This is a genomic window from Kribbella sp. NPDC055071, assembly GCF_053608045.1.
The window spans coordinates 546,143-562,784 of record NZ_JBSGUS010000002.1 but is presented as its reverse complement, the minus strand read 5'-3'; the positions used below and the strand labels follow the sequence as shown (position 1 = coordinate 562,784).

Genomic DNA, 16,642 nt, shown 5'->3' with positions numbered 1-16,642 from the left:
CCGCATCACCGACCGGAGGTGATGATGGCGACCGAGTGGCTGTAGGTCCGGTCGTGGAGCTGGTCGAGCATGAACTCGGCGACGTCGGCGCGACTGATCCGCCATGGGCGCCGAGGCGTCAGATGCGTGTCGGGCCGATAGACCCCGGTCTGCGGCCCGTTGGTGAGCAGGATCGGGTAGATCAGCGTCCAGTCCAACGCACTGTCACGCAGTAGCCGTTCACCTTCGGCCTTGTCGGCGAAGACGCGCCCGAGGAACAGCCTGTACATGATCCTCAGAAGCAGTGGAGCCTCGCGCAGGGAGTCGCCGACCCCGAAAGCGGACAGAAACACGAGCCGATCCACGCCCGTGCTGGTCATCGCCTCGACGATGACAGGTATCGCTCGCGCCATCAGGCCCGGAGATCGCGTTCCCCTCACCGTCTGCTCGGTGCCCAACGCGCTGACAACCGCGTCCTGACCCTTGACGGCCGCGGTGACCGCAGCCTGATCGTCGGTCACCTCGCCGGTGATGACCTCGAGCCGCGGATGCCGCAGGTCCAGCCGCGCGGCATCGCGGACGAAGGCGGTGACCTGATGGCCGGCCTCGAGCGCCTGACGCACCACCTCACGGCCCGTCGTACCGGTCGCTCCGAAAACGATGATCCTCATGACGCAGCCTCGATTACTCTTGCCGGGATACTTTCGCTACGCTACCGTAGCGTATCGAAAGCAGGCAAGGGAGCGACAATGACTGCGGAGCGGACTCGGGTCCAGACAGGGCGCCCGATGAGCGAAGAGGTTCACGGCGCGATCCACCGCGCCACGCTGGAGCTGCTGGCAGAGGTCGGCTACGAGGGCCTGTCCATCGCCCAGGTCGCCCGGCTCGCCGGGACCGCCACGACCAGCGTGTACCGGCGCTTCCCCGGCAAGCAGGAGCTGGTCATCGCGACACTCCGCAACGAGATGCGAGGCATCACGAGAGACGTCCCCGACCGTGGATCGCTCCGGGCAGACCTGGTCGAACACGTCACCAGCATCATCGAGTTACTGACCCCCGAACGCGCGCGGATCATGGCAGGACTGCTCCTGCCGATGCGTAGCGAACCGGCACTTGCGGAGGTGTTCCGGCAGGAGGTCACGGCGATCCGAGCCGACAACTGGCAGCGGATCTTCGATCGTGCCGCTGCCCGCGGCGAGGTGACCGCGAACCCGCGGCGCATTGCGTTCCTGGCCGAGATCCCACCGTCGGTCATCTTCCACCGCGTCGCCGTGCTGCAACTGCCGATCGACGCCGGCTTCGTCGCCGACCTGGTGGATTCCTTCCTGCCCGCCCTGACCAGCTAGACCGACGCCACCACGCCGGCCCCACACATTTCCACCGGAGGCCACCATGCAAACCACCGAGCCGCAGGCACAGGATCCCGCCGAACTCGCGGGCGCCGGATCGTCAGAGACCACCGCCGGCCGCGGGCGCCGCCACCCCAGCTGGTCGGTGGTGCTCTGGTTGCTCACAACCGTCGCCGTCGCACTCGCGCTTGTCCTGCCGCTGAACGGCGGGTCGGCCGCCGGGACGGTTCTCCTGTTGTTCGTCCCGTTCTCGCTCGTCCACGGTATCCGCCGGTACGGGACGAAGGCGCTTCTCGCCTTCCTCGTCGAAACGCTTGTCGTGAGCAACTTCTTCGAAAACCTCAGCATCAGCACCGGATTCCCGTTCGGCCACTACCACTACACCGGCACCCCCAAGCTGATCGACGTGCCCATCCAGATCGGCCCGATCTACTTCGGCCTCGGCTACGCCTGCTGGATGGTGGCAAGCACCCTGCTCGACGCAGCCGACGCCCGCCTGGGCCTCCGCGGCGGGACCGGCCACCGCATCGACATCGTCGCGCTACCCATGCTCGCCGCCGCCCTGATGGCCGTTTACGACCTCGGCACCGACTCCATCGCCTCCACCGTCAGCCACGACTGGATCTGGGAGCACGGCGGCGGCGTGTTCGGCGTCCCCTTCACCAACTACCTCGGCTGGTGGCTGACCACCTATCTCTTCTTCCAGATCTTCGCCCTCTACCTGGCCCGCACGCAGACTCCCGTGCACACGGTCGGCGGACGCGGCGCCCTCCTCCAACCAGTCCTGCTCTACGCCTCACTCGGCCTCACTTCAGTGACGTACTTCGTCGCCGCCACCGACCAGACCTACACCGACGCAACCGGAACCAGCTGGAACGGACACGCCCTCAACGAGACCATGATGACCATCAACCTGCTCTCCGTAGTCGTCTTCGCCTTCCTCGCCGCCATCAAACTCGCCCGGAACGACTGAGTCAGTGGCCGAGTAGGCCGATGGCGAAGGAGACGACCAGGATCGAGAGCATCAGGGCCGAGACGGATTCGACGGCCATCAGGAGCTTGGCTCGGACCGAGAGGGGCATTGTGTCGGTGGGGCTGAAGGCCGAGGAGTTGGTGATCGACATATAGAGGTAGTCGACGAACCCCGGGACCCAGCCGGACTTGGCCGACGACCGCTGCGACACCTCGCTGATCGCGTCGTGGTCCTCGTCCTGCGGAAAGCGAAAGTCGGCGTCGGGCAAGCCGGGCCGATCGACGCGGTACCGGGTCACCGGCCCGCCCCGGTCGAGTTCCCAGTACGCGAGCGCGAACACGAGAACGTTCGTGAGCCACACCTGTCCGGCCGCGGCCAGCAACTGTGCCCCCGCGGTCGCCTCTCCGATCAGCAGCGACCGGATCAGCAGCACCAGGGCGGTGGTGTTGGACAACGCGATCAGCAGCACGAGTCCGATCGACAACCGCCGCAGTAGCCGGTTCTCCCTGCTCATCCGGCGTGGATTGGCCAGAACCAGCGGAATGAACAACAGCAACTCCAGCCCCGGAACCACAAACCGCGGGCCGATCTGCAAACTGCTGGGCAGCAAGGCGTACAGCCCGATCGCCGCCACCACCCCGACAGCAGCCGGCAATCGCGGCTCCCCCGGATGCGCCGGCTTCCCTTCATCACCCACGCGAGCCACCCTCCCACGAACCCGCACCGCGAGCACCCCGGCACACCTCGCGGCGCCATACGCAGGAAGGGCAAGGAGGTGTAGTCGCGGGTACCGGGGACCTGACCGCACCACTTCTGAGGAGTCTCATGCCCCCGAAACGTCAAGCGTCCCGTGCTCCGCGCCGATCGACTGCCGCGCCGGCCGCGCCCGCGCAGCAGCCCGAGGAGCGGCCGGTCGAGGCAGCGGAGGGTCGCCTGCAGACGAGTTCGCTCCTCACCACCGCCCAAGGTGTGCGGCTTCCGGACACCGACCATTCGCTGAAGGCCGGGCCGCGCGGCCCCAGCTTGATGGACGATTTTCATCTGCGCGAGAAGATCACTCATTTCGACCATGAGCGGATCCCGGAACGCGTGGTGCACGCCCGTGGGGCCGCGGCGCACGGCACCTTCACGGCGTACGGCAACGCGGCAGCGGCGACCAAAGCCGGGTTCTTGCAGCGTGGCCGGCAGACGCCGGTCTTCGTCCGGTTCTCGACTGTGCTCGGCTCCCGCGGCTCGGCCGACACCGTCCGCGACGTCCGGGGTTTCGCGACGAAGTTCTACACCGACGAGGGCAACTTCGACCTCGTCGGCAACAACATGCCGGTGTTCTTCATCCAGGACGGGATCAAGTTCCCCGACATCATCCATGCCGGCAAGCCGCACCCGGACCGCGAGATCCCGCAGGCGCAGACGGCCCACGACACCTTCTGGGACTTCGTCTCGTTGCACACCGAGGCGACCCATCATGTGATGTGGGCGATGTCGGACCGCGGCATTCCCCGTTCGTACCGCACGATGGAGGGTTTCGGCGTCCACACGTTCCGGCTCGTGAACGCCAAGGACGAGACGTGTCTGGTCAAGTTCCACTGGAAGCCCGTGGCCGGCATCCACTCGCTGGTGTGGGAGGAGGCTCAGCTCGCCGCCGGAACCGACCCCGACTTCCACCGGCGCGACCTTGCCGACGGCATCGACGCCGGCGCAGCACTGGAGTTCGAGCTCGGCCTGCAGCTCATGCCTGATTCCGACGACCAGACCTTCGAAGGTATCGACCTGCTCGACCCGACCAAGCTCGTGCCCGAGGAACTCTGCGAGGTGCAACTGGTCGGCAAGCTCACCTTGGATCGGAACCCGACGAACTACTTCGCCGAGACCGAGCAGGTCGCGTTCCACACCGGGAACCTGGTGCCCGGGATCGAGGTCACCGACGACCCGTTGATGCAGGCCCGGCTGTTCTCCTACCTCGACACCCAGCTGACCCGCCTCGGCGGTCCGAACTTCACCCAGTTGCCGATCAACTGCCCGCATGCCGCGGTGAACGACAACCTTCGCGACGGGATGCACCAGACCGCAGTACACCGCGGCATAGCGCCGTACCTGCCGAACAGCCTCGGCCAGGAGGGCGAGCCCGTTGCTGCGGAAGTTGACGAAGGCGCGTTCGTTCACGTGCCTCGTGAGGTCAGCGGCCCGAAGGTACGGGCCAACCCGGCGTCGTTCTCGGATCACTTCTCCCAGGCCGCGCTGTTCTGGTCGAGCATGACCGAGGTCGAACGGGCGCACATCGTCGAGGCCTTCACTTTCGAGCTCAGCAAGTGCTACGAGCAGGCAATCCGCGAACGGATGCTCGGCGTCCTCGCCAACGTCGACGCCGAGCTGTGTACGGCGGTCGCGGCCGGACTCGGCCTCCGTGCACCGGACGGCACGCCCACTGCTGATCCAGTCCCGTCGCCCGCGCTGTCCCAGATCGTGACGACTCCCGGACCGATCACGGGACGGGTGATCGGAGTCGTCGCCGCCGACGGAGCCGATCTGGCCGGCATCACCAAGCTTCGGCGAGCCGTCGAGGCCCAGGGCGCCGTACTGCGGTTGCTCGCGCCCTCCGGTGGTGAGATCAAACGCGGTCGGTCGCGGCAGACGGTCGATCGCACGCTCCTGACCACTCGCTCGATCGAGTACGACGCCCTGGTCGTTGCCGCAGGCAACCCCGCGCTGGCCGACGTCAAGCTGACCGTTCTGCTCGGTGAGCTCTTCCGGCACTGCAAGGTGATCGGTGCCTGGGGCGACGGCGACCAGGTACTCTCGGCCGCCGGCATCGACACCTCCGCAGCCGGCATCGTGCTGGGCGAGACCGTCGCCAAGCCCTACACCGCCGACCTCTTCGCCGCCGTCGGCCTCCACCGAGCCTGGGACCGCACCCAGTAGCGGCGGCGCCTATCGACCTGGTCGCTACTGTTTCCATCGGAACGGGTGCGGGTACGGCGTCACTACAGAGCATCACCGCTGCCCTGGCCCCGGTGGCTCTTCATCGGAGTGCCTAATTGGGGGTCTTTCGTGTCCCGGACAGTCCTGTGAACGCCTCGCATCTCCGGCCGGGCTCGGCGCAGCCTCGGCGCGGCGGTTGCCTTGAGGCTGTTGCGGCGGGCATCGTAGGCACGCGACGTCAAGGCCGTGTCACGGTCTACCGTTCACGGCGCGCGAATACCGGCCCAGGGCGGATGTGAGGCAGTGGCATCGCTACGGGTACAGCAGATCCTCCTCGAGGTCCTGGCCGGCGACCAGCCCGACCCACCCGGCCTTCACGGTGACACGGTGTGGCGCAGGTTGTGCGCGTCGGCGGCCAAGTCGGTCCCGGTGACCGGGGCTGGAGTGGCGCTGATGACACCGACCGGCCACGGCGGAACGCTCGCAGCCACTGACGGGCCGGCCGCGGTGATGGAGAACCTGCAGCAGACTCTTGGCGAAGGACCCTGCTTGAACGCTTTCCACGACCGACGCCCGGTCCTGGAACACGACCTGGCCCAGGCTGCAGCGCGCTGGCCAGGCTTCGCGCCCGCCGCGACCGAGTCAGGGATCGCGGCCATTTTCGCGTTCCCACTTCAGGTCGGTGCGATCCGGCTCGGCGTCCTCGACCTCTACCGCGACACCCCTGGCCCACTCGACAACCTTCAGCTGGGCGAGGCGCTCGACTACGCGGCCGCCGCGACCACCGTGCTGCTGGACCTGCAGTACGACGCGGTTCCCGGCGGACTGCACCCGCAGCTCGCCGACGCCGCCGACAACCATCGGGCGATCCACCAGGCCACCGGCATCATCACCGTTCAGGCATCGGTCGGCATGAACGAGGCGCTGCTGCTGCTTCGGGCGCGCGCCTATGCCGATGACCGGTCGCTGCTGGAGCTCGCCGAGGACGTGGTCGCCCGGAGGGTGACCTTTTACCCCGAGGACGATCATCATGAATAACACGTCCATCCCGTGTCTTCGGGACCTTCCGACCTCGAAAGGCGGCAGCAGATGAGCAGGGAGCAGCGCCTCGCAGAGGTTTTCATCGAGCTCGCCGACACTCTCGTTGACGACTACGACGTCCTCGACCTCCTCCACACCCTGTGCGAGCGCAGCGTCGAGCTCCTGCAGGCCGACGCGGCCGGCCTGATCCTGGCCGATCAGCGCGGTCTGCTGCACGTGATGGCCTCGACGACCGAGGAGGCGCGGCTCCTGGAGCTGTTCGTGCTGCAGAACGACGAGGGGCCTTGCCTGGACTGCTATTCGACCGGTGAGCAGATGGTGAACATCGAGCTGGACGAGGTCGCAGATCGCTGGCCGCGGTTCTGGTCCGCAACGATCGCCGCCGGCTACCGCTCGACCCACGCGATCCCGATGCGGCTCCGCGGCCAGGTGATCGGGGCAATGAACCTGTTCTGCGCCGACCGCGTCACCCTGTCCGACGCAGATGTCGCTTTGGGGCAGGCACTGTGCGACATCGCGACGGTCGGGCTATTACAGGAACGCACAGTACGACGAGGCGAAGTACTGGCCGAACAACTGCAGTCCGCCCTGAACAGCCGAATCCTGCTCGAGCAGGCCAAGGGTGTCATCTCTGAACGAGCCGGCGTCAACGTCGACGATGCGTTCGTCTTGATGCGGACCCACGCCCGCCGCAACCATCTGCAACTGCGCGTCGTCGCGAGCGCCGTCATCGACGGCACCATCGGACCCGCCGAATTCACGGCCAACTAGCTCCATCCGGCACCGGGCGACCCGTCCTGGGCAAGATCACCATCGTTCGTTCGTCCGGCTCGAACTGGTCGGGCCGGCGGGCCTTCAGGGCTTGGGCTTCTTCGGCTTTGAGGGGCCATGCTTGTCGGGTTTCGCCGGCTTGCCTGGCTGGGGCTTCGTCGGCGCTGGTCGCGAGGCCGATGGCTTCGCGGTGGCCGTAGGCGCCGCGGAGGGCCTGGAAGTCGTCGTGCGGACGACAGTCCGGGCAACTGTCGGCGTTGGCGGTTTCGACGAAGGCGGAACGGTCGGCGGCGTGGTGCGTTGGACGTCCGACGGGCTGAGATCGGAGGTGGCGGGGAGCTGTAGGTCGGTCGCTCCGGAGAGGACGCCGAACGTCGCGCACACTGCGAGAGCGGCAACTCCGAGGAGCACCGGCCTCAGGACTTTCCGCCGTCCAGGCAAGACCGCCGTGGTCGTCAGGTCGGCTTCGGCCCTCGTGACGACAGACGGCCGCACACCGCTTGCGACCTCAGCCGCGGTCGGCCGTTCCTCGGGGCCTTTGCTGAGCATCCACAGTGTCAGCGCCTCGATCTCGGCGGGCAGCTCCGGCTGCAGCTTCCGGGGTGGCGTCGGTTCGCGCTGGACGTGCTGAAACATCACGGACGCAGGGTTGTCCGAGACAAAGGGCGGACGTCCGGTGACCAGCTGATAGAGCACGCAGCCGAGCGCATAGACATCGGACGCCGGCTCCGCGGGCTGTCCGAGCACGCGCTCCGGCGAGAGGTAGTGACTGGTGCCGATGATCTGTCCGCCCGCGGTCATGGTCGTGGTGGCATCGTCGAGGAACCGGACGATGCCGAAGTCGGCGACCTTCACGCAGCCGTCGCCGGTCAGGAGAAGGTTGTCGGGCTTGATGTCGCGGTGGACGAGACCCTGCGCGTGCGCGGCGGCCAGCCCCGCGGCCGCCTGCCTGATCAGTTGCTCGGCACGGTCCGCCGGAAGTGGACCGACGCGCTTGAGCTCCTGACCCAGTGTCCGGCCTTGGACCAGCTCCATCGCCAGGAAGCAGGCCGCGCCGTACCGACCGAAGTCGTAGGCCGCCACCACGTGGGGATGGCGCAGCCGGGCACTCGCACGCGCTTCGCGTAGGAAGCGTTCTCTCGCGGCAAGCGTCTCCGGGATCGGCAGCAAGACCTTGACGGCGACGTCACGGCTCAGCACCAGATCCGTCGCCCGGTAGACCTCTCCCATCCCGCCACGGCCAATGGGAGCAACGACTTGGTACCGGCCCGCGATCACTTCCCCAACTCGCCTCATCGCCACTAGGTACCCGCAAGCAAACCAAGACGACGGCGCCGAACTTCAGCCTAGTATTGATCCTATGAATTGGACGCCAGGTGCCGCATAATTCCTGCTAATCGACAGAGATGTTCGTGAAAGATCCCATCTATCTGTGCAGAGTGAGGCGCAATGCCACGGATCACCTCGGTGGAGGTCGTCGACGTCCGCTTCCCGACCTCGTTGACCCACGACGGCTCGGACGCGATGAACAAGGACGGCGACCACTCCGCGGCGTACGTCGTCCTGCACACCGACGCGCCGGCGCTGTCCGGGCACGGCTTCACGTTCACGATCGGCCGCGGCAACGATCTGTGCGTCGCCGCGGCGACGCAGCGGGCCGAACCGCTGATCGGCCGCGACGTGGACGAACTGTGCGAGGACCTCGGCGGCACCTACCGGGAACTGCAGTCGGACAGCCAGTTGCGCTGGCTGGGCCCGGACAAGGGCATCATCCATCTCGCGCTGGCGGCGGTGATGAACGCGGTGTGGGACCTCGCGGCCCGGCGAGCCGGCGTACCGCTGTGGCGACTGCTGTCCGAGATGTCCCCCGAACAGCTGGTCGATGCGGCCGATCTGCGCTACCTCGGCGACGTACTCACCCCGGACCAGGCCTTCACTCTGCTGGCGCGCCAAGAAACGGGCCGCAAGCAACGAACTGCGCAACTCCAGACAACTGGCTATCCCTGCTACACCACCTCCGCGGGCTGGCTCGGGTACTCGGACGCCAAGCTGCGCCGACTCTGCGAGGAGGCCGTTGCCTCAGGCTACAAACACGTCAAGCTCAAGGTCGGCGCCAACCTCGACGACGACCTCCGGCGCTGCGGCATCGCCCGCGAGGTGCTCGGTCCGGACGGTCACCTGATGATCGACGCGAACCAGGTCTGGGAGGTCCCACAAGCGATCGAATGGGTGAAGGCGCTGGCCGAGTTCGAGCCGCTGTGGATCGAGGAGCCCACCAGCCCCGACGACATCCTCGGGCACGCGGCGATCCGCAAGGCCGTCGCCCCCATCGGTGTCGCCACCGGCGAGCACGGCATGAACCGGGTGCTGTTCAAACAGCTGTTCCAGGCCGGCGCCATCGACTACTGCCAGCTCGACGCCGCCCGCCTCGGCAGCGTCAACGAGGTACTCGCGGTCTACCTGCTCGCCGCGTGGTTCGACGTACCGGTCTGTCCGCACGCAGGCGGTGTCGGCCTGTGCGAACTGGTGCAACATCTCGCGATCTTCGACTACATCGCGGTGTCCGGCAGCCTCGACCGCCGCGTCACCGAGTACGTCGATCACCTGCACGAGCACTTCGTCGAGCCGTGTGTGGTCCGCGATGGCGCGTACGTGCTTCCGGACGCGCCCGGCTACAGTGCCGAAATGCACAGGGAATCGCTCGAGATCTTCACGTTCCCCGACGGCGGCTACTGGGCCGCGCGGACCACCGGGGAACCGGTCCGATGAGTTCGAGCGCAGCCACCGCGCGGACTCGGCCGCCTGGAGGATCGCAGACCGACATCGTGGTGGAAGGTGTCCGGCAGATGATCGTCGACGGACGCCTCCACCCGGGCGAGCGCCTACCCGTCGAGAAGGAGCTCGCCGCCGCCTTCGGCGTGTCCCGCAACGCACTGCGCGAGGGCGTCCGGGCGCTGTCGATGATCGGGGTACTCGAGACGCGTCAGGGCGCCGGAACGTACGTCACCGCGCTGGATTCGACCATGCTGCTGGCTCCGATGGGATTCGTGGTGGATCTGCACCACGGGAGCGGACCTCACCATCTCCACGTCGTCCGCCGGATCCTGGAGGTCGAGGCCGCCGCGCTGGCGGCGCAGCAGATCGACGCGGACGCCCTGGTGGCGGCTCAGGAGCTGTTGAGCCACAACGCGACCGAGCTGGCCCTCGAGCAGCCGAATCACGAAACCGTGATCGAGAACGACATCGCCTTCCATCGCATCATCGCCGAGGCGGCCGGCAACCCGGTGCTCGGCGCGCTCATCGATGCCCTGGGCGGACGCACGATGCGCGACCGGCTGCGTCGATCCATCTCACAGCCCGGCGCCGACGAGACCGCCCACCGCGACCACCTCTCGATCCTCGCCGCGCTCACCGGCCACGATCCCGACCGCGCCCGGATCCGCATGGCTGCCCACTTGTTCACCGTCGAGGACTATCTCCTCGAACGAAACACGGTGGACTCGACCACGAACTGAGACGTGGGGATCAGCCGGCAGCCCAGGCCACCTGGGTGGCCTGGGCTGCTTCACGCTATTTCAAGGTGATGGGGACCGTCGTTACCTGGGTCGGGGCCTTGGGGTAGGTGACCGTGATGCTGACGGTGACCGCACCCGGGTGCCGTGGGGCCGTCTTCCAGAGCAGGAAGAACGTGTGGTCGAGCGGGTTGTAGAGCGGGATGGTTTGCGGCAGGGACTGGGCGCCGCCGGCCGAGACCGTGACCCTTCCGTTGACCAGGAGCACGAGCGCGGTGAGGTCAGGGATCGGATGACCCGCGGCGTCGACGAGCTGGAACCTGATCGGGACCAGGGATCCGGCCTTCGCGCTGCTGCCTGCGGTCGGCGAGAGTACGCGGATGCCGTACCGGACGAGCTGGCTCAGTGAGCCGGTGCTTGGCTGGTACGACGACGTACCGGAGAAGCTCGCGGTCACCGCGTGCGCCCCGACCCCGAGCGTGCTGATCGGCTGGCTGGTCGCGACGCCGTTCACCACCGGCACCGGGGATCCGAGCGCCGTACCGTCCACCGTGAACGACACGGTGCCACCGGTCGGTGCACCGGAAACCGTTGCGGTGAAGGTGATCGGGGCGCCGATCGTGGCCGGGTTGGCCGACGACGTGACCGTTGTCGTGGTCGCGGCGGGCGTCACAGTCATCGTGACGGCCAGGTTCGCCGAGCCGGCCGCGTTGGTGGCTCGCACGGTGAACGCGAAGGTGCCGGCATCCGTGGGCATACCGCTGAGCTGACCGTCCGATCCCAGGTTCAGGCCGGGCGGCAGGGTCCCCGACGCCAGGCTCACGGTGCCGGTCGCGGTGAACGTGAAGGCGTACGGCGAACCGACCACGCCCGCGGGCGGAGTACCGGTAATCGTCGGGGGCACGTCGACGTTGAGCCCGACCAGAACCGGGTCGTGATCACTGGTACGGAAGCGATCCGGGGCGTACAGCGACGCTACCTGGCCAGGTGTCTTGAAGTCGGTGTTGTAGTCCAGCACCGACGGCTCATCCGCGTTGTGGTGCGCGTCGCCGGCACCACTCACCTGCGCCGCGAGCGATCCCGACGCCATCACGTAGTCGAGGTAACCCCACTGCCCGTCGAACACGTAGGAGTACGCGTCCTGGCCGTGGAACGCCTTGACCTCGTTGACGTACCCGGCCGCCTCGAGGGCGGCGATCGGGTCCTCGCCGGCGTAGGAGTTGAGGTCTCCGACGATCAGTACGTCGGGGTCACCCGCGCCCGGCACGACCGTGCTGCCGATCCACGATGCCAGCTCCTGGGCTTGCGCCGTACGGTGGGCGTTCCAGCAGCTCTGCCCGTCGAGCTGGTCGGTGTCCGGACCCGAGGTGGGACAGGACCCCTTGGACTTGAAGTGGTTCGCAATGACGGTGAACTTCGCACCGGCCGGGGTCTGGAAGGTCTGCGCTATCGGGCGCCGCTCGTACAGCGGGTTCTGGTCGACGAACGTGTCGCCGGCAACCGGCGTCACCGCGGCCGTCTTGTAGAGCAGCCCGGCCTTGATCGCGTCGGTGCCGGCCACATCCGTGACCCCGGTCGCCGCGTCGGGATTGATGAACGCCCAGGTGCCCGGACCGTCAACGGCGTTCAGCGCGTTCACGAGCGCCTGCACCGCGCTGTCCGCGCCGTACCCGTCGTTCTCCATCTCCATGTAGCCGATGACGTCCGCGCCGAGGAAGCGCAGCGATGCGACCTCCTTGGCCAACTGGCGCTGGTACTCGGTGGTGTCGGTGGCGCCTCGGCAGTCGGTCGTATCACCCAGTGTGCCGAGGTGGCAGCCGGTGAACGTGTTGAAGAAGTTCAGCAGGTTCGCGCTGGCGACCCGGATCCCGGCCGTGCCGACGTTCGGCGGCGCGGTCGGCCGCTCGTTGACCGCTTCGAACGTCGCTGTGCCGGAAAGGGATCCGATCGGGCGCAGCCGGTACGCGTTGCCGCTGGCCGAGTTGCCGGCCCAGGTGTAGCTGAGCACACCGACCGGATCGGTGACGGTGTCGCCGCCGCGCAGCGTGTTGCTCGCCGACAATGGCTGCCCGCCGCGCCCGAACACGATGGGATCCGGGTTCTGCGCCTGGGTGGCGTCGTCGATGATCAACTGGTTCAAGTCGTTCGCGTGCTGCGCGGCTTGCACGGCCGCCTGGTCGGTGGCCCGGATGTCCGCCGTCGGCTGCCGCAGGCGCCCGCCGGAGGACACCACGACCTGACCGAACCGGCCGAGCTGGAAGTGCTCGGTGACAGTCAGCGTCTGGTGGAAGCGCACGAGCATGCCTTCGTACGGCTCGAGATCCGTGGCGCTCGCCCTCGGCAGCGTCACGTCGGTCGGCGCCACGGTGCTGGTCCCGCAGACGGCGACGTTGGTCGTCGACGCGGTGACCTGCGTCTGGCCCTGGAACTCCGAGACCGGACCGGTCACCTGCACGGTGTCCCCGAGGGACACCAGGTTGGCGCCGTTGTCGAAGACGAAGATCCCGTCCGAGGTCGCCGGATCACCATCACCGGCGTCCTGAAGGTAGAAGCCACGCAGGGCGGGCTGCGCACCCTCGTAGTCACCGACCACGGTGCCGCGGACGGTCACCGTCTGCCCGGCGACCGGACTGATATCGGTGGTCCCCTCGACAGATCCGATACTCGCCGTTGTCCCCGAGCACGGGGTACCGACGGTGACCGTTGCGGTCCTGCTGTCTGCCTGCCCACCCGGACCGGTGACCCGCGCCCAGTACGACGTAGTCGCGCTCAGCGCCGGCGTGGTGAACGAAGCGTCCGAGCCGACCGGGTTGGCGGTGTCCGGCGCGGTGCCCTGGAACCACTGGTAGGTAAGGGGTCCTGTGCCGGATGCGGCGACGGTCAGGGTCGCCGTGCCGCCGGCGGTGATCGTCGCGTCCTGCGGCTGGGTGGTGATCGCCGGCGCCGTCGTACCCCCGCCACCGGTCGGTGCGAACGCAACCCCGCGTATCGCAGTGTTCGCGGCCGCTGTGAACAGCGTCGTCGCGGTTGCGCTGATCGGCGCGCTGTACGCAGCCGTGTCGTCCACCTTGACCACTGCATTGCCGGTGGTGGTCGCGAAGAGGGTCACGCCGGTCGGAGACAGTGAGCCGGTGAGGCCGCGCACCCCGCTGGCGGCGGGACGGAACGAGCCGCGTGCGGTCCAGGCGGTGCCGTCGAAGGAGAACTTGAGAATTCCGCCGTTCGGGCTGGCCGAATCGTCAGCGACGTACAGGGTGTCGTCTCCCGGCACGGCCGGATCGCTGTCCAGCGCTACGAATCCGTACGGGCTCGCTGCCGGCACGGTGAGAGCCGTCGTTTGGGCGCCGGTCACCGGCAGCCCGCTCCCGACCGCGTACACACCGGTGGGTGCGCTGCCCGTGGTCACCGACAGCTGTCCGCCGAAGATCCCAGCCGCCCGCAGGTTGGTCGGCGCGGCGCTGTTGATCTGTGTCGTGGTGCCCGAGCTGCCCAGAGGAACCAGCCGTACGCCTCCGCTCGCCCCGACCGTCCAGAACCGGCTGCCGTCGGCGGTTACCGCGCCACGCACATTCGTTCCGCTGAAGGCGTCAGTGATCGCGGTCGAGGTGTCCACGGCACCGCTGCCGTCCACCCTGGCCACGACGCGGCTGACTGTGCTGGTCGAGGACGCCGCGACGGAGGCCGTCCCCTGGTCGGCGTCGTACCCGGCGAGCGTGAGATACCGCCCGTCGGCCGACAGCGCCAGCGCGCCCTCAGACGTCGCCGAACCACTCACGGTGAGCCGGCGGTTCGCACCGGCCGCCGAGGTCGGCAACGGAGTCGACTGCACCAGCGTGCCCGCCGGCGTGTACTCGTCGAGGAACACCGGAGCAGCGGCGCTGGACAGCGCGCTGCCACCATCCCCTACCCGAGTGACCACGATGTTGCCCGCGGCGAAACCCGCAGCCTGCGCGGCTGGTTGCACCACCAGACCAGAAACGATGACTGAACCCACAACGGCACCGGTCAGCAACCGGCGTACTTTCGGGCGCACAGCGATCTCCCCCCGCCCAAGAACCCCACCGACGAAACGCTCGGATGCTACACACCCACTCCGGCCGAAGGAAGACCCGCCAACAGACGTTCACCAACCAGCCTCCCGGCAGCACCTCACCAGATCCGAGCGACTCAGACTTGCAACACTGATGTTGCAGCTATCGTCATCCGCGGACCGGCGTGGCCGGCCAGGCAGAGCCACCGGTCGTCCGAACGAATCCAGGTCTGTGTCATCGGCATCCGAAACTCCTCGGTTCCCTGTCCGACATCGACCCGATCGGTGACGACACAGCGCAGGACGGCCACGTTGCCTACGACAACTACCGCTACGTCGGCCAGGCTCTGTGCACTCCACCGCAGTGATCCACCGGTGTTCGACGCTATGTACGCCTCCCGGTCGAACCCGGCGCCACGGTGCGAAGTCCACCAAAACTCCGGATGCAGGCAAGCCCGCAACTCGCCCACATCACCCGCAGCCAATGCTGCCGCCCGCCGCAGCGCAGCCGCCACCACCTGCTCCTCCACCGAACCCATGGGCCCACTATCCCGTTAGCGGCCAGTCCTTGGCACGCAGGTAGGTCAAGCTCAGTTGATCTTGATGGTGATCGGGGTGCTCGGGGCGGAGACGTTGCCTGCGGCGTCGACGGCTTGGACTGTCACCGTGATGACTGTGCCGACCGGGACCTCGCAGAACGGGGACAGCAGGTTCACGACCGGCGCTGAGGTGGCCCTTGGCTTTGTCCTGACGCCGTTGCTCACGTTCCGCACCCAGTAGAACGACACGGCTCCGCTGTTGTCCGTCGACGCCGACCACGCCACCGACGACTTGCTCCACGACTGGTCCGGCCCCACCTGGTGGACGTTGGCGGGCACCGACGGCGGCGTGGTATCCACACCTGCGGCGTACGCCGAACCATTGACCACACCCGAAGCAACGACCAGCCCGAGTGCCAAGAATGCTTTGCCGCCCATCGAACTCCCCTTTCCCTTCACGCTGTTCACACTCGATCAACACGAGGTGAAAGCCTCAGAAGTTCAACTCCCCCGAACCTTTGCGCCTACGCGCAACAGCCGAAGCCGGCCGCGCTCAACCGCAGGACCATTGCTTCCAGCAACTATCAGGGGCAGCCGCGGTCGTCAGCGGTCGTGCCAGCGGAGGTCGCAGATCACGGCGCGGTGGTCCGACGGAAACGTCCCGTCGACCGCCGCGCCGGCGATCGCCACCGACTCGACGTCCACCAGTTGATCCTCGTGCCCCGGCCGGAAGAACACGTGGTCGATCCGCTGATCCACCAACTCCGGCCCGGCTTCCAGTGGTGCCGAGGGATGCGTCGACGGCAACGTGATGGCGTCGTACGCCCCGCCGCCGGCGATCCAGGCATCGGTCAACACATCGGTGAGCGGCCTGAGCACGGCGCTCCCGGCGGCCGCATTGAGATCTCCCACAGCCAACACAGGGCATGGGCCGTCGGTCGAAGGGTCCGTGGCCAGATCGGCCAGCAGCGCGGCCTGGGCTTGACGGTCGTCGCTGTAGGTGGTGGCGTGCTCAAGACATGCCACCTGGATCGGCAGAGGCCCGGCCGGATGTTCGACCACAGCGCTCAGGATCACGGGATCCCAGGATCGGTGGCGAGCCGGCATCAGCACCGCCTGCTGGCGCAGGATCGGCCACCTGCTGAGCAGTGCCACCCCGAGCTCGACGCCCGCGTGATCCTGCACAGTCGGCGGATTCGGTGGTGCCGGGTACGACGGTGCCGCGAACGCCGCGTGGAATCCCAGCGACTCTGCCAACTCATCGGCCTGGCTGCGCCCATCGGCGTTCCACACCTCCTGCAGGCCGACCAGATCGGGCGTGAACTGCTCGATGGTCGCCAAGATGCCCGGCTGTCGTTCTCGCCAGCCCGGACCGAACCGCCACCACACGTTCCACGTCATCACGCGAACCTGATGATCCACCGTCACGTCCTCCTCTCCACCCCCGCAGCGAGTTAGCGTTACCCAGCCTAGAGCTCTACTTCAGCTCCAAACCATGGATCTGGTCGGTCACACTGGCTTTCGCCGTT

14 protein-coding genes are annotated in these 16,642 nt (G+C 67.6%); 7 read left to right on the top strand and 7 right to left on the bottom strand.

Annotated elements, in window-relative coordinates:
* Positions 1–5: 5 nt before the first annotated feature.
* On the bottom strand, positions 6–650 hold the full coding sequence (locus ACWF4Z_RS06000) for an NAD(P)-dependent oxidoreductase (protein WP_452241822.1): 645 nt from the start codon (positions 648–650) through the stop codon (positions 6–8).
* 117 nt (positions 651–767) lie between these two features.
* On the opposite strand from ACWF4Z_RS06000, the gene ACWF4Z_RS05995 reads away from it, so the two are divergent.
* Both ACWF4Z_RS05995 and ACWF4Z_RS05990 read left to right on the top strand, forming a co-directional pair.
* Positions 768–1,325: a TetR/AcrR family transcriptional regulator gene (locus ACWF4Z_RS05995; RefSeq protein WP_452241821.1), complete on the top strand. Its 558-nt coding sequence runs from the start codon at positions 768–770 to the stop codon at positions 1,323–1,325.
* Between the two features lie 46 nt (positions 1,326–1,371).
* Complete coding sequence (locus ACWF4Z_RS05990) at positions 1,372–2,301, top strand: carotenoid biosynthesis protein (protein ID WP_452241820.1); 930 nt, start codon at positions 1,372–1,374, stop codon at positions 2,299–2,301.
* 1 nt (position 2,302) lies between these two features.
* On the opposite strand, the gene ACWF4Z_RS05985 is transcribed toward ACWF4Z_RS05990, so the two are convergent.
* The gene (locus ACWF4Z_RS05985; protein WP_452241819.1) at positions 2,303–2,998 is read right to left on the bottom strand and encodes a hypothetical protein; all 696 of its coding nucleotides are present in this window, start codon (positions 2,996–2,998) and stop codon (positions 2,303–2,305) included.
* Between the two features lie 128 nt (positions 2,999–3,126).
* On the opposite strand from ACWF4Z_RS05985, the gene ACWF4Z_RS05980 reads away from it, so the two are divergent.
* The 3 genes from ACWF4Z_RS05980 (at position 3,127) to ACWF4Z_RS05970 (ending at position 7,032) form a co-directional block, all read left to right on the top strand.
* Positions 3,127–5,220 carry a catalase gene (locus ACWF4Z_RS05980; RefSeq protein WP_452241818.1) on the top strand — a complete coding sequence of 698 codons (2,094 nt, stop codon included), beginning with the start codon at positions 3,127–3,129 and terminating at the stop codon, positions 5,218–5,220.
* A 303-nt stretch (positions 5,221–5,523) separates the two neighbouring features.
* The gene (locus tag ACWF4Z_RS05975; protein ID WP_452241817.1) at positions 5,524–6,258 is read left to right on the top strand and encodes a GAF and ANTAR domain-containing protein; all 735 of its coding nucleotides are present in this window, start codon (positions 5,524–5,526) and stop codon (positions 6,256–6,258) included.
* Positions 6,259–6,309: 51 nt separating this feature from the next.
* The gene (locus tag ACWF4Z_RS05970; RefSeq protein ID WP_452241816.1) at positions 6,310–7,032 is read left to right on the top strand and encodes a GAF and ANTAR domain-containing protein; all 723 of its coding nucleotides are present in this window, start codon (positions 6,310–6,312) and stop codon (positions 7,030–7,032) included.
* Positions 7,033–7,116: 84 nt separating this feature from the next.
* On the opposite strand, the gene ACWF4Z_RS05965 is transcribed toward ACWF4Z_RS05970, so the two are convergent.
* A complete protein-coding gene (locus ACWF4Z_RS05965; RefSeq protein WP_452241815.1) occupies positions 7,117–8,328 on the bottom strand; it encodes a serine/threonine-protein kinase in 1,212 nt (403 codons plus the stop codon).
* A gap of 153 nt (positions 8,329–8,481) precedes the next feature.
* On the opposite strand from ACWF4Z_RS05965, the gene ACWF4Z_RS05960 reads away from it, so the two are divergent.
* Together ACWF4Z_RS05960 and ACWF4Z_RS05955 are read left to right on the top strand one after the other, a co-directional pair.
* Complete coding sequence (locus ACWF4Z_RS05960; RefSeq protein WP_452241814.1) at positions 8,482–9,801, top strand: L-fuconate dehydratase; 1,320 nt, start codon at positions 8,482–8,484, stop codon at positions 9,799–9,801.
* Entirely contained in the window at positions 9,798–10,547 is a 750-nt protein-coding gene (locus tag ACWF4Z_RS05955) for a FadR/GntR family transcriptional regulator (RefSeq protein WP_452241813.1), read from the top strand. The genes ACWF4Z_RS05960 and ACWF4Z_RS05955 overlap by 4 nt, the downstream gene beginning before the upstream one ends.
* A 55-nt stretch (positions 10,548–10,602) precedes the next feature.
* On the opposite strand, the gene ACWF4Z_RS05950 is transcribed toward ACWF4Z_RS05955, so the two are convergent.
* The 4 genes from ACWF4Z_RS05950 to ACWF4Z_RS05935 all read right to left on the bottom strand — a co-directional run bounded on the left by ACWF4Z_RS05950 (position 10,603) and on the right by ACWF4Z_RS05935 (position 16,514).
* Positions 10,603–14,577 carry an ExeM/NucH family extracellular endonuclease gene (locus ACWF4Z_RS05950; protein ID WP_452241812.1) on the bottom strand — a complete coding sequence of 1,325 codons (3,975 nt, stop codon included), beginning with the start codon at positions 14,575–14,577 and terminating at the stop codon, positions 10,603–10,605.
* Between the two features lie 134 nt (positions 14,578–14,711).
* Positions 14,712–15,113: a nuclear transport factor 2 family protein gene (locus tag ACWF4Z_RS05945; protein ID WP_452241811.1), complete on the bottom strand. Its 402-nt coding sequence runs from the start codon at positions 15,111–15,113 to the stop codon at positions 14,712–14,714.
* A gap of 51 nt (positions 15,114–15,164) precedes the next feature.
* A complete protein-coding gene (locus ACWF4Z_RS05940) occupies positions 15,165–15,551 on the bottom strand; it encodes a hypothetical protein (RefSeq protein ID WP_452241810.1) in 387 nt (128 codons plus the stop codon).
* 165 nt (positions 15,552–15,716) lie between these two features.
* Positions 15,717–16,514 carry an endonuclease/exonuclease/phosphatase family protein gene (locus ACWF4Z_RS05935; protein ID WP_452241809.1) on the bottom strand — a complete coding sequence of 266 codons (798 nt, stop codon included), beginning with the start codon at positions 16,512–16,514 and terminating at the stop codon, positions 15,717–15,719.
* Positions 16,515–16,642 lie beyond the last annotated feature (128 nt).

What these genes read in the sequence shown, in the direction of transcription:
- ACWF4Z_RS06000 (WP_452241822.1), bottom strand. Translation starts at nt 650, where the DNA reads ATGAGGATCATCGTTTTCGGAGCGACCGGTACGACGGGCCGTGAGGTG.
- ACWF4Z_RS05995 (WP_452241821.1), top strand. Translation starts at nt 768, where the DNA reads ATGAGCGAAGAGGTTCACGGCGCGATCCACCGCGCCACGCTGGAGCTG.
- ACWF4Z_RS05990 (WP_452241820.1), top strand. Translation starts at nt 1,372, where the DNA reads ATGCAAACCACCGAGCCGCAGGCACAGGATCCCGCCGAACTCGCGGGC.
- ACWF4Z_RS05980 (WP_452241818.1), top strand. Translation starts at nt 3,127, where the DNA reads ATGCCCCCGAAACGTCAAGCGTCCCGTGCTCCGCGCCGATCGACTGCC.
- ACWF4Z_RS05970 (WP_452241816.1), top strand. Translation starts at nt 6,310, where the DNA reads ATGAGCAGGGAGCAGCGCCTCGCAGAGGTTTTCATCGAGCTCGCCGAC.
- ACWF4Z_RS05965 (WP_452241815.1), bottom strand. Translation starts at nt 8,328, where the DNA reads ATGAGGCGAGTTGGGGAAGTGATCGCGGGCCGGTACCAAGTCGTTGCT.
- ACWF4Z_RS05960 (WP_452241814.1), top strand. Translation starts at nt 8,482, where the DNA reads ATGCCACGGATCACCTCGGTGGAGGTCGTCGACGTCCGCTTCCCGACC.
- ACWF4Z_RS05955 (WP_452241813.1), top strand. Translation starts at nt 9,798, where the DNA reads ATGAGTTCGAGCGCAGCCACCGCGCGGACTCGGCCGCCTGGAGGATCG.
- ACWF4Z_RS05945 (WP_452241811.1), bottom strand. Translation starts at nt 15,113, where the DNA reads ATGGGTTCGGTGGAGGAGCAGGTGGTGGCGGCTGCGCTGCGGCGGGCG.
- ACWF4Z_RS05940 (WP_452241810.1), bottom strand. Translation starts at nt 15,551, where the DNA reads ATGGGCGGCAAAGCATTCTTGGCACTCGGGCTGGTCGTTGCTTCGGGT.
- ACWF4Z_RS05935 (WP_452241809.1), bottom strand. Translation starts at nt 16,514, where the DNA reads ATGACGTGGAACGTGTGGTGGCGGTTCGGTCCGGGCTGGCGAGAACGA.